General features: G+C 50.6%; 10 protein-coding genes. 3 read left to right on the forward strand and 7 right to left on the reverse strand.

All coding sequences use genetic code 11. From position 1 onward, the window contains the following. Positions 1-81 precede the first annotated feature (81 nt). From pyk to PIL01S_RS05185, 6 genes are all read right to left on the reverse strand, one after another. Complete coding sequence (gene pyk / locus PIL01S_RS05160) at positions 82-1,509, reverse strand: pyruvate kinase (protein ID WP_095288128.1); 1,428 nt, start codon at positions 1,507-1,509, stop codon at positions 82-84. A 107-nt stretch (positions 1,510-1,616) separates the two neighbouring features. Beyond that, positions 1,617-2,657 (reverse strand): acetyl-CoA carboxylase carboxyltransferase subunit alpha, encoded by a 1,041-nt coding sequence (locus PIL01S_RS05165; RefSeq protein WP_095288129.1) that lies wholly within the window; start codon positions 2,655-2,657, stop codon positions 1,617-1,619. After that, the gene (gene accD, locus PIL01S_RS05170; RefSeq protein ID WP_095288130.1) at positions 2,658-3,551 is read right to left on the reverse strand and encodes an acetyl-CoA carboxylase, carboxyltransferase subunit beta; all 894 of its coding nucleotides are present in this window, start codon (positions 3,549-3,551) and stop codon (positions 2,658-2,660) included. 409 nt (positions 3,552-3,960) lie between these two features. Then, positions 3,961-4,149: a hypothetical protein gene (locus PIL01S_RS05175; protein WP_017689496.1), complete on the reverse strand. Its 189-nt coding sequence runs from the start codon at positions 4,147-4,149 to the stop codon at positions 3,961-3,963. 251 nt (positions 4,150-4,400) lie between these two features. Then, positions 4,401-4,889: a phosphatidylglycerophosphatase A family protein gene (locus PIL01S_RS05180; protein ID WP_095288131.1), complete on the reverse strand. Its 489-nt coding sequence runs from the start codon at positions 4,887-4,889 to the stop codon at positions 4,401-4,403. Positions 4,890-5,114: 225 nt separating this feature from the next. Further along, on the reverse strand, positions 5,115-9,104 hold the full coding sequence (locus PIL01S_RS05185; RefSeq protein WP_127536530.1) for a DNA polymerase III subunit alpha: 3,990 nt from the start codon (positions 9,102-9,104) through the stop codon (positions 5,115-5,117). Positions 9,105-9,347: 243 nt separating this feature from the next. Here PIL01S_RS05185 and PIL01S_RS05190 point away from each other — a divergent pair, with 243 nt between their 5' ends. From PIL01S_RS05190 to PIL01S_RS05200, 3 genes are all read left to right on the forward strand, one after another. Further along, positions 9,348-9,677 carry a YtrH family sporulation protein gene (locus PIL01S_RS05190; RefSeq protein WP_095288133.1) on the forward strand — a complete coding sequence of 110 codons (330 nt, stop codon included), beginning with the start codon at positions 9,348-9,350 and terminating at the stop codon, positions 9,675-9,677. A gap of 21 nt (positions 9,678-9,698) precedes the next feature. Beyond that, positions 9,699-10,187, forward strand: coding sequence for a hypothetical protein (locus PIL01S_RS05195; RefSeq protein WP_127536531.1), 489 nt, complete (start codon positions 9,699-9,701; stop codon positions 10,185-10,187). Between the two features lie 95 nt (positions 10,188-10,282). After that, positions 10,283-10,624, forward strand: coding sequence for a YtpI family protein (locus PIL01S_RS05200; protein ID WP_095359016.1), 342 nt, complete (start codon positions 10,283-10,285; stop codon positions 10,622-10,624). 155 nt (positions 10,625-10,779) lie between these two features. Here PIL01S_RS05200 and PIL01S_RS05205 read toward each other — a convergent pair whose 3' ends face one another. Beyond that, entirely contained in the window at positions 10,780-12,114 is a 1,335-nt protein-coding gene (locus tag PIL01S_RS05205; protein ID WP_127536532.1) for a DRTGG domain-containing protein, read from the reverse strand. Positions 12,115-12,139 lie beyond the last annotated feature (25 nt).

The raw sequence follows: 12,139 nt of genomic DNA on the forward strand, positions 1-12,139 counted from the left end.
CATAAAGATGGAAAAAAGCAACGGGACAATTGCCCCATTGCTTCATTGCTGTTTTGATCCATCTAAAACTTAATTGTTCAATTAAGCGTTGTTTGGAATTTGGCTTACTTTGATCAGGTTGGTAGAACCGGAGCGACCCAGAGGTACACCCGCAGTGATGACAACCAGATCCCCTTCTTTGACGATTCCGGATTTCAAACCGCCTTCGATTGCATTCTCAAACAAGGAATCCGTTGAGTCACAACGTCTGCCTTTCACCGGTGTAACACCCCAAGCCAGTGCAAGACGACGGGAAGTTCTATCTTCCGTAGTCACAGCAATGATTGGAGCTTCCGGACGGTATTTGGAAACCATACGAGCCGTATGGCCAGATTCAGTCGAAGTGATGATCGCTTTTGCGTTCAGATCTTGAGCGGACAGCGCAACGGATTGGCTGATTGCCTCTGTAACAGTTGTTTGTTGTGCAACACGTTGTTTCAGATACAGCTCTTGATAAGGCAGAGCGGACTCTGCTTTTTCAGCGATACGGGACATTGTCAGAACGGATTCAACCGGGTATTTACCCGCAGCTGTCTCACCAGACAACATGATTGCATCTGTTCCATCGAAGATTGCATTCGCAACGTCACTTGCTTCCGCACGAGTTGGACGCGGGTTGCGTTGCATGGAATCCAGCATTTGTGTAGCTGTAATAACCGGTTTGCCTGCAACATTACATTTTTCGATCATGCGTTTTTGTACCAATGGTACTTCTTCCGCAGGAATTTCCACACCAAGGTCACCACGAGCTACCATCAAGCCATCAGACACTTCAAGGATCTCATCCAGGTTGTCTACGCCTTGTTGGTTCTCAATTTTGGAGATGATTTGGATATGTCCAGCATTGTGTTTCTCAAGCAGTTCACGAATCTCAAGCACGTCACTTGCTTTACGAACAAAAGAAGCCGCGATGAAATCGATACCTTGCTCGATACCAAATACGATATCGTTCGCATCTTTTTCAGTGATACCCGGCAGAGAAATGGCAACGCCTGGAACGTTAACACCTTTTTTGCTTTTGATCGTTCCGCCGTTCACGATACGGCATTTGATCTCGGTGCCTTGCACTTCCACCACAGTCAGTCCGATCAGACCGTCGTCGATCAGAATTGTAGATCCCGGCTCAACATCATTTGGAAGATCTGCATACGTAATGGAAAGACGTTCTTTGGTTCCCAGAATTTCTTCTGTTGTCAAAGTGATGTACTCGTCCTGAACCAGTTCAATCGGTTCAACTTCGAGTTTACCTGTCCGAATTTCCGGTCCTTTGGTGTCCAGCAGGATTGCTACGGTTTTGTTCAACTCTTCGCATGCTTGGCGAATCGCTTTGATCCGTCCGCCGTGCTCATCGAAATCACCGTGGGAGAAGTTCAGACGGGCCACGTTCATACCGGCCATAATCAGTTTTTTGGTGTTCTCCAGTGATTCACTGGATGGACCGATTGTACATACAATTTTCGTTTTGCGCATTTTGGGTTTCCTCCGATTTTAAAAGGTCTCTCTGTATATGTCTTTTTTCTTTTTCCAACTATTAAATTTACTATACTTTCGTTCTTTTGTATAGGAAATTCGTCACATCATTCTGCATTTCCCGACAAATTATTCACTGCATCCACTCGAACGGGCTCCTCCGGAGCTTCAACTGGGGCCGGTGGCGTTGGAGATTCGAACGTAACCGATCCGATTTTGCGGAATTTCTCATACCGATCCTGCTTCAGCTGATCCCCGCTCCAGCCTTTCATCTCTTCCAGATGACGAACCAGAGCTTCGCTGATCGCTGCTGCAGCACCTTCATAATCCCGATGCGCACCACCACGTGGTTCAGGAACAATTTCTTCGATAACTTCCATCTCCAGCAGATCCTTGGCTGTTATCTTCATCGCTTCCGCTGCCTGATCTGCCTTGGACGCATCTTTCCACAGGATGGACGCTGCACCATTCGGAGAGATCGCTGAATAAATGGCATGCTCCAGCATGAGTACACGATTGCCTACAGCCAAGGCGAGTGCGCCGCCGCTTCCACCCTCGCCGATAACCACAACAATTACAGGCACCGTGAGCTTCGCCATTTCAATCAGGTTACGGGCGATGGCTTCCGATTGACCTCTCTCTTCTGCAGTATTACCCGGATAAGCTCCTTTAGTATCAACAAATGTAATAATTGGACGACCAAATTTGTTCGCCTGCTTCATCAGCCGCAGTCCTTTGCGGAAACCTTCCGGATGCGCGCTCCCGAAAAAGCGGGCGATATTATCCTTTGTATCTTTCCCCCGCTGTTGTCCGATGACGGTTACCGTTCTTCCATTCAGTTTCGCAAGGCCGCCAACGACGGCCAAATCGTCGCCAAACATCCGATCACCATGAAGTTCGATAAAATCGGTAAAAATCAGCTGGATCAGGTCAAGTGCAGTTGGACGCTGTTGATGACGCGCCAGATGCATTTTCTGAGCTGCCGTTATGCCGGAATAAATCTCTTCTTCAAGTCTATGATAACGTTCCTCCAGGCGGGCGATTTCATCAGTGAAATCAATGCCCTTCTCCTGTCCAAACTGTACAAGCTCCTCAATCTTTTTGCGCATCTCAACCAGAGGCGCTTCATATGGCAACTCACCCGCCATTTAGACCCCTCCTTTTTCGCTGTGCATATCCAGAAGCTTGGCAAGGGTCGTACGAAGTTCCTTCCGGTGAATCACCAAGTCCAACTGACCATGCTGCATATTAAATTCTGCCGTCTGGAAATCCTCAGGCAGCTTCTGACGAATGGTTTGCTCAATAACAATTCGGCCGGCAAAGCCAAATACGGCACCTGGTTCAGCGATGTTGATATCGCCCAGACTGGCGAAACTCGCTGATACCCCACCGGTGGTCGGGTCCGTGATGACCGAAATATAAAGGCCTCCCTGTTCATCCAAACGAGCCAGTGCCGCACTTGTTTTGGCCATCTGCATCAAGCTGAGGATACTCTCCTGCATCCGCGCTCCACCAGAGGTCGAGAAAATAATCAGGGGCAAGTTTTTCTCCGTCGCGTGCTCTACAGCACGAGTAATTTTCTCCCCTACAACAGAACCCATGCTGCCTGTGAAGAAATCAAAGCTCATGACAGCAACAACCACAGGTAAACCTTCAATTGTTCCTTCTCCTGTAATTACAGCTTCCTTCAAGCCTGACTTCAGGCGCTGCTGCTCCAGCTTGCTGCTGTATCCCGGAAAACCAAGCGGATCAACCGAAACCATGTCGGCATCCAGCTCAACAAAGCCTTGCTCGTCCAAAACCATGGCAATACGCTCCATGGCATTCAAGCGCATGTGATAGCCGCAAGCAGGACATACTTTCAGATTTTTCTCCAATTCCTTGCTATATTGAATCGTGCCGCATTTGCTGCACTTGTTCATAAGTCCTTCAGGGATTTCACGCTTTGGACGTTCTACGACTTCCTGGCCTTCGCCACGAACCGCACGCTCGGAAGGTATGGTAGCGTACTTCCGTTTTTTCTGGAATATATCTTTGAACACAACTACACCTCTCCAGCCGTTGATTTGATAGCCGCACCCTGCAGTACATCGCGAAAAGCGACTTCTACAGAGGTACTGCGGTGAACCGTTTACGACCCACACGCTGCAATGGGCCTTGTCCAGGCATTCACAACAAAAAAATCCGCCGGCATAAGGCAAGAATCAGTGGCTTCTATCAGCACGATTGATGTTACCTGTATTACCGAAAGATTGTTGCGCGAAATACTTGAACTTGTCTCGGTAGGGTCTCCGGGAGCAGCCTGGTCAGTCCATAGCCTAACAAAAAAAGAAGGAAGGACAGCAGCATACAATACATGCAAGTCGATTCCTCTCTCCGCTTGCGCGGTCAGCCCCTTATGTACCGATGGTACTTTCTTCTTCGCCAAGGCACCTCTGATGTTGAATCAAATCAGGAATGCAGAATCGAATTCAGCACTTCCTGGACTTCTTCCAATTCCCCAGAAGGGACGCGAATCTCAAATTGCTGCTTGGATAAACTGATGGGACGGGTCTGTACCAGAAAACCTTCTTCCGAAAGCTTGGTCTTAATCTTGTCCGCAACCTTTGCTGTCGGTGCAATGTAAATCACCGTCCACATGCCATGTCCGCCCCCTAAGCTAATGTTCAGAGCCCGTATATTGGACTAATGATACCATACCTCCGTTTTTTTCTGCAAGGAAGGGTTCAGGACCTTAGGGGAGAAAACGGGATCTTGGGGGACATTTGTCCCACTAGGATAACCGATACGCTTAACACTTCGTCTGATATTTTGGCAAGGGAGATAAGACGTTCAGGTTCTCCAGGGCAGCACCTGCCGCCCTGAATGTCCTGCAGCTAGGGAGGAAATTATTAATCGGTAGGGTATTTTTTAGCATTGAGATTTTTGTGGGCAATACGTGCGGAAGCCGCAGCAGCCAGACCGGCGACCAGATCATCCAGGAAGACATGAATGCCTGATCCATCTTCATTCAGATCGTGAATGACGCCTATTTTTTCTTTATCCAGGTAACCAAAACTGGTTAAACCAATCATGCCATACACATGGGTAATGCCAAGGGCCAGAGTCTCGTCCACTCCATACAGGGATTCATCCGCTTCCATAATGGCCTGCAGCGGCTGGGGCAAAAGACGTTTTTCAGCCAGTTCATCCAGAGCAATGCCAGTATACAGCGTATACTGAACCTCTCTTTTTTGTAGTACAGACTTCACACTTGTTACACAATCATCCATTGTCAGTTCCGGGTGGTACCCTTTTTGCAGACGATATACAATTTCAGCGATTGCATCAATCTGTACACCCCGCCGGGCCAGCATAGCTTCTACGATTTCATATGACATATCTCGACCTCCCGCATCGCTCCCCCGAGGACCGCGAGGTCCTTCGGTGTTCTCAAGTGTATGCGGCTACCCAGCAAAACGTTCATAAAAAAACACAAATGGACTTCTGTCCGGGGTTAAACGGGGCTCCGCAGACAGCAGTCTCACTTGGTTTGGCCAAACAAAAGAACCCGTCCGGCATAACCGGACAGGTTCCTCCTTTGGCGATGGGCGCTGCCAAGGCCATTACTTGATTTTAACTGTACCCTCGCCCAGCATCTGTTCCATCTCGGAGAACAGTGTAGGAGACGGTTTAATCCGGTAAGCATCGCTTAACGCGAGCAGCTTCTGCTGCTGCTCATAGAAAAGTACCGTTGCAACCGGACCCGGATGCTGTTGGAGCAGCTGCTTCAAACGTGTCAGCAGTTCCGGTTTCTCGGACTGTGGAGTGATCTTCACGAACACCCGCTGCTGTGCGGGCTGAGACCGGCGAATCTGCTCAGATCCACTGGCAGAAACGGTGCTGCCTGGCGGCGATGCAGGCGTCGCCTCAGCCTTGCCTGCGCCTTCCTCTCGGTGCGCTGCTGCCAGCCCTCCACCTGCGCTGCTGCGTACAGCTCCAGCTGCTGCTCCAGCCCCCGCACCGGCTGGCTGCCGTGCCGGTGCCGCCGGCCGGGAAGGGCTGCCGCTGCCGGGCTTCCCGCGCCGTTCGCGGCTGCGCAGCTGCTGTTCCAGTGCCGCCTGTGTGAGCGGCGCCACCTCCTCAGCCAGCAGCTTAAACCCTTCGTCCTGCTGCTGCACTTTGGCACGCACGACGAGCAGTTCGCCTTTCCCGACATGCTGCTGGCTCCGCCGCCATACTTCGGGAAAGAGAACCACTTCGCATCGTTCAATCTGGTCTTCCAGCTCCATGAACGCCATGGCCTTGCCCTGTTTCGTCGTGATCGACTTCACGGACACCACCATCCCGGCAGCAACGGCCATCGTATCGTCGGCCGCTTCGGTCAGCTCCATAATCCGGTCTGCCCCGCTCGATTCGAGCACATCTTCATAATCGTCAAGCGGATGACCGGAGAGATAGAGACCCAACAATTCCCGCTCAAGCTCCAGCTGCTGAGTGGCCGAATACGCAGGGATCTGTGGATATTCAATCTCCCAGTTGGGTGTCTCAACAAAATCAAACAGCTGAATCTGCAGATCCTCGCGCTCCTTGCGCCACTTCAGAGCAGCTTCCACCGTCTCGTCCAGCATCGCGAGCAGCTGAGCCCGGTGTCCCGGTAAAGTGTCAAAAGCTCCCGCCTGAATCAATGATTCAATGACACGTTTGTTGCAGACACGCAGATCAACACGGCGACAAAAATCGAGCAAACTGTCGAATGGGCGCTCCTTGCGGACGAGCATGATACTCTCCATAGCTTGGGTGCCGACATTCTTCACAGCAGCCAGTCCAAAACGGATAGAACCGGATGCAAATACCTCAGCTTGATTCTGGTCCACTCCGCCGGATAAACCCGTTTCATCCTGATCTACATGTTTTATCGCCGACGCTTCACTACCGTTTCCAGATAACCCCTCTTGTTTCAGGTCTTCAGGAATTACAGTCGAAGCTTGCCAGCCATATGAATCATCACCTTCTTCGGGCATTGGGCCTGGGTCATCCGGCAATGGTGCATCACCATATTCTTCCTGGCCGGGATGATCATACATATGATTTTCGGTGTTGTTCCCATTGTCTATGTCGGACCTGTCAGTCAGATTGTTCTCCGGTTTACCGGTTACTGCAAAGACTGGAGTAAACAGAATGCCGCTCTCGTTGACGTCAGGCGGCAGGACTTCAATTCCCATACGTCGACATTCCACGACGTATTCCGCAACCTTGCGGTGACTGCCCATAACAGCGGTCAGCATGGAAGCCATAAAATGAACCGGGTAATGAGCCTTCAGATATGCGGTCTGGAACGCCAGTACACCATATGCCGCGGCGTGGGCACGCGGGAAACCGTAGTTGGCAAACTTCACGATCATGTCATAGACCAGGTCCGCTTCTTCCTCGCTATAGCCTTGTTTGAGACTGCCCTGAACGAAATGTCCACGTTCCAGATCGAGCACTTCCCGTTTCTTCTTGGACACGGCTCGGCGCAGCAAGTCTGCTTCCCCCAGTGAGAACCCCGCCATGCGTGAAGCAATCTGCATGATCTGTTCCTGATAGACGATGATGCCATACGTATCCTTAAGGATGGATTCCAGATCGGCATGGGGATAATCGACCTCAATTTGTCCATGCTTGCCCTGAATATACTTGGAGATGAACTCCATTGGACCCGGACGATACAAAGCGAGAACGGAGATGATGTCTTCAAATACCGTCGGCTTCAGATCCTTCAGCACACGACGCATGCCCGCCGATTCCAGCTGGAATATGCCCATCGTGTCGCCACGGCCAAGCATCTCATACGTCTTTGCATCATCATCCGCGATATAGCGGAAATCCGGAACTTGGCCTTCTTCCCCGATCCAACGCAGGCAGCGTTCAATAATGGAAAGGGTCCGCAGTCCGAGAAAGTCCATCTTGAGCAGCCCGATTGACTCCAGATTTTCCATCGAGTATTGGGTTAGCGCAGTGCCCTCGCTTCCTTCCTGAAGCGGAACGGCATCGGTCAGGGGATCGCGTGATATAACGACCCCGGCAGCATGCGTGGAGGCATGGCGCGGCATGCCTTCTACCTTCATGGCCATGTCCAGCAGTTCACGGGTTTTCGGCTTCGTTTCATATAAAGCCTTCAGTTCAGGCGTTGCTTCCATGGCACGCCGGATGTTGATCCCGAGCTGGGCAGGAATGAGCTTCGCTGCCTTATCCACCTCGCCATAAGGTACATTTAACGCCCGTCCAACATCCCTTACTGCTGCACGTGCAGCCATTGTACCAAAGGTAATAATCTGTGCCACATGTGCTTTTCCGTATTTGGCTGCGACATAATCAATAACTTCATCCCGTCGCTCATCGCTGAAATCGATATCGATATCGGGCATGGAAATGCGTTCAGGATTCAGGAAACGTTCAAAGAGCAGGTTATATTTCATCGGATCAACATCAGTAATATGCAGTGTATAGGCAACAAGGCTTCCCGCCGAGGAACCCCGCCCTGGGCCAGTAACGATCCCTTGTCTATGGGCATAAGCGATAAAATCCCATACGATCAGGAAGTAATCCGAGAATCCCATACTGTCGATGACCTGAAGTTCATAGTTCAATCGCTGCTCCAAGTCGGAACGAAGGGCCGAATCCGTCCAGCGTTCTGAGCCGGCATATCGTTCCTTCATGCCTTTTTCACAGAGCTCTCTCAGGTACTGAGAAGGACTCTGTCCCTCAGGAAGCGGTCTGTATTCAGGCAAGATGGACTTGCCAAATTCCAGCTGCAGTTCACAGGAATCGGCAATACGAACCGTATTCTTCAGCGCTTCTTCCACATGAGGGAACAAGCGGGCCATCTCCTGCTCACTTTTCAAATACAGCTGATTGGTACCAATCCGAAGACGACTCTCATCATCAACGGTTTTCCCGGTTCCGATACAAATGAGCACATCCTGAAGTTCAGCGTCCGCTTCGGACAAGTAATGCACATCATTGGTAGCTACAAGCGGAATATCCAGTTCCTCGGCTAGACGAATCAATTGGGGATTGACTCTTTTCTGCTCTGCGAGGCCGTGATCCTGAAGCTCCAGATAGAAATCAGGACCAAAAATATGTTTATAACGAAGCGCAGCCCGCCGAGCCTCTTCTTCCCGTCCATGCAGCAAATGCTGAGGCACTTCTCCTCCCAGACAAGCACTCAGACAGATAATGCCCTCGTGATGGGCAGCCAAACTCTCCATATCAATACGTGGCTTGTAATGGAAACCTTCCAAATGCCCAATAGAGCATAATTTCATCAGGTTGCGGTAACCTGTCATGTTCTTCGCCAGCAAAATCAAGTGGTGAATGGGCTGATCCTTGCGGCTGCCCCGCTCCTTGCGGGACCCTGCGGTCATGTATGCCTCACAACCGATAATCGGCTTGATGCCTCGTTCGATACAGGCTTTATAAAAGGGAACAGCGCCGTACATGACGCCGTGATCGGTCAATGCGAGTGTGGTCATCCCAAGATCTGCGGCCTGGTTCACGAGATCCGGAATACGCGCAGCGCCGTCCAGCAAACTATATTCACTATGAACGTGCAAATGCACAAAAGAACTCATGTTCGTTACTTCCTTTCGCCGCGGATAGCTGCAGCATCTGTCTTCAGAGCCCAGGTGCTGCCTATCTTTCTTCTATATGAATACAATAACTAAATAAAATTTCAGCACGTACAACCGTACTTTATTATTCTATTTTATCATATCGTCCGGGGGCACGCCCATACAATAAGAGTACAAGCCGCTCCCCCTGTTTCGGGCCACTGACAGGAGGTGCGCTGCTGGGTCTGAAAGGGGTGTTAGCGGGTGAGCACATTTTTATCCAAAGCCATTCTTGATTTCTTTATTGCGTTTGGCATTGTGCTGGGCGGTGCGATGATCGGAGGAATTGGTGCTGTTATCTCTCTCCAGCCTCCGACTCAGACGATGCTTGATATTTCCGGCAAAATCAAGATATGGGCGCTTGCAGCCGCAGTTGGGGGCACCATCGATCCGATGCGTGTCATTGAGAGCAACGTTCTCGACGGCAATCTGTCGCCAGCGGTCAAGCAAATTTTGTATCTGATCTCGGCCTTTATGGGCGCTCATATGGGAACCGAACTCGTAAAATGGGTATGCGGCGGAGGGCGGGGTTAATATGGCACCGGGACTGAGCCCATGAGGATTCCGCCTTTTTCACGCTACCGCCCGCTTATGCGCATGACAGCCGTGTTTGTCCTTGGAATGATCGCGGGAAGCGCTGTATACAACGGTGTATTTCACCTGAGCTATAACAAACTCTGGCTAACCAATCAGGAGTTGCAGCTCCAGCTGCATCAGAATGAGGAGGATATCAAAACGCTGAAAAAATACAGTAAACGGCAAACCGTCATTAAGGAAATTAAGGTGCGCGCTGAAGAGTCTGACAAAGGTCCGGACGAGGCTTCTCTGAAAATCATGCTGCAGAAGCTGGGGGACGAGCTTGAGGTTCTTCGTGGTCGTGATGTATTTAATATCGATGAGTACAGCAAAATGACCCGCATCATGTTGAACCAGAAAGTATACACGGTAAGAGAAAAAGAATACACCGTTCAGGTCAAAACCATGCTTGTTATGGAAGGCGTACTTCAGGTTTGGGTACAAATTCGGATGCATGTTCCGGCTTAACCACTGGGAAGCAGCTAGAAAAAACTGCCCTTGTCCCTGGCTCGCGTGGTACAATAAGGGCAGTAAATGCTTTCCAGAAAAGGAGCTGCTCATTCGTGTTGATTGATGTTCTCAAGTATGTCCTGATCGCCATATTCGCTCTAGCCATGGTCTGCTCGGCGCTGAACAGCATTCGTTCGTACCGGGCCGCGAATGCCGCTGACGCTGGCCTTTACCGTTCATGGACCAATATTTGGATGGGTGGCATGCTGATTGTATTGTCCATAATCCTCATGTTTGTCTTCACCGGATCGAGCCTCTCTATTGTTGTGGAAGCGCTCTTTCTGATTATTGGGGCCTACAATCTGTTCGCTGGCTTGCGCAACCGCAGCTACTTTGCCCGTCTACGGGAGCACAGCGGAAATCAGTCAGGCAGCGCGTCCAGGCAGTCTGTTTAATGCACGCAGTTATAATTTATCTGCAGCGAAAAGAGGATATTCCACTCATCAATACATGTCTGAATGCGGCGTGAACAGCAGTTCGACATGTACCGATGAGTGCGGATATCCTCTTTGTTATATATTTGGGAGCAGTGATTCACTGATCACCTGAACTAGGCGTGGTCAATTGATTGCAGCGTCATGACCGCTTTGCATACGACATTTCCTTCACGGGTAATGACAATGTCCATTTTGCAGGTTCGGCGGCTCGTCTCCAGAATGACGGGTCGAACCAAAATCTGATCCTCAATCTGCACCGGATGGACAAAATACGTCGTCACATTATCCACAACATAATCGTTGCCCGTAACATCCCAGGCAGCCCGCCGTCCCGCCTGCGTCATGACGTTCAGCAGTACCCCTTCAGAGATCGTGCCCAGGTCTGTCGCCATCTGCGGAATAATGAATCCATGAAACATCAATTCATTCTGTTCTCCGCGTTCCTCCGCAAATCCGTTCCAGATCAGATGATCAAAGGTCTCGCCGAGCTGAGGCTGCTTCTGCGCGTCGCGCATGGCCTGCAGTACTTCCTTCCGCGTAATCGAGGCAATTAGCTTCCGATTGCGATCCACAATGGGCAGAAAGTCAATGCCTTCCCAAGTCATAATCTGCGCGGCAGAAGCCAGTGAGGTTTGCAGCGAGGCTGTAACCGGGCGGCGCACGACGCATTTCTCAATGCTCTGGTCTTCCAGAAGTTCGCTCACATCCTTCAGGCTGACAATGCCGATAACACGATTCCATTCGTCAACTACCGGGAAGCGATGATCTCCCGTTTCGGCAACCAGCTTGTGAAAATCAGCGGCAGAGCTGGTGACCTTGAGCACTTGAAGACGGGGTTTCTGACCGATAATATCCTCGACAAGCATGATTTTTTTCTTGATCAATCGGTCAAAGATTGCTCGGTTAATCATGGAAGCCACGGTGAATGTATCATGTCTGGAAGAAATAATCGGCAGTCCCAGCTCATCAGCCAGCAATCGGACTTCACGACTTGTGCCGAATCCGCCGGTAATGAGTACACCCGCTCCCTGCTCAAGCGCAAGTGAATGGGCATTATCCCGATTACCTACAATAAGCAGACTTCCGGCATCTATATAGCGGGCCATGGCCTGCTCTTTCATCGCACCAATCACATACTTGTGGAGTGGTTTGGCTAAGCCATCACTGCCTCCGAGCACATGACCTTCCACAATGGTGACCACATCGGCAAAGGTCAGCTGTTCTGACATGCCGCGCGGTCTCTTTTCGATCCGTACCGTTCCAATCCGTTCCTTGGTTACTACCAGCCCGAAGTTCTCTGCTTCCTTGACTGCTCGATATGCTGTCCCTTCACTTACGCCAAGCTCTCTTGCCAGGCCACGGACCGATATTTTACTGCCGACTTTTAATTGCTCGATATGCTGCAGCAGCTGTTCGTGCTTCGTTACATTCTCTTCCTGTCCGTCCATCTGTACCACCCCCGAAGATGCATCT

Source organism: Paenibacillus illinoisensis NBRC 15959, from assembly GCF_004000925.1.
Classification (GTDB): domain Bacteria; phylum Bacillota; class Bacilli; order Paenibacillales; family Paenibacillaceae; genus Paenibacillus; species Paenibacillus illinoisensis.

Excerpts from the sequence above, each read along its gene's own strand:
- PIL01S_RS05180 (WP_095288131.1), bottom strand. The coding sequence starts at position 4,889 with ATGTCATATGAAATCGTAGAAGCTATGCTGGCCCGGCGGGGTGTACAG.
- PIL01S_RS05165 (WP_095288129.1), bottom strand. The coding sequence starts at position 2,657 with ATGGCGGGTGAGTTGCCATATGAAGCGCCTCTGGTTGAGATGCGCAAA.
- PIL01S_RS05195 (WP_127536531.1), top strand. The coding sequence starts at position 9,699 with ATGAGGATTCCGCCTTTTTCACGCTACCGCCCGCTTATGCGCATGACA.
- PIL01S_RS05205 (WP_127536532.1), bottom strand. The coding sequence starts at position 12,114 with ATGGACGGACAGGAAGAGAATGTAACGAAGCACGAACAGCTGCTGCAG.
- pyk (WP_095288128.1), bottom strand. The coding sequence starts at position 1,509 with ATGCGCAAAACGAAAATTGTATGTACAATCGGTCCATCCAGTGAATCA.
- PIL01S_RS05185 (WP_127536530.1), bottom strand. The coding sequence starts at position 9,104 with ATGAGTTCTTTTGTGCATTTGCACGTTCATAGTGAATATAGTTTGCTG.
- PIL01S_RS05175 (WP_017689496.1), bottom strand. The coding sequence starts at position 4,149 with ATGTGGACGGTGATTTACATTGCACCGACAGCAAAGGTTGCGGACAAG.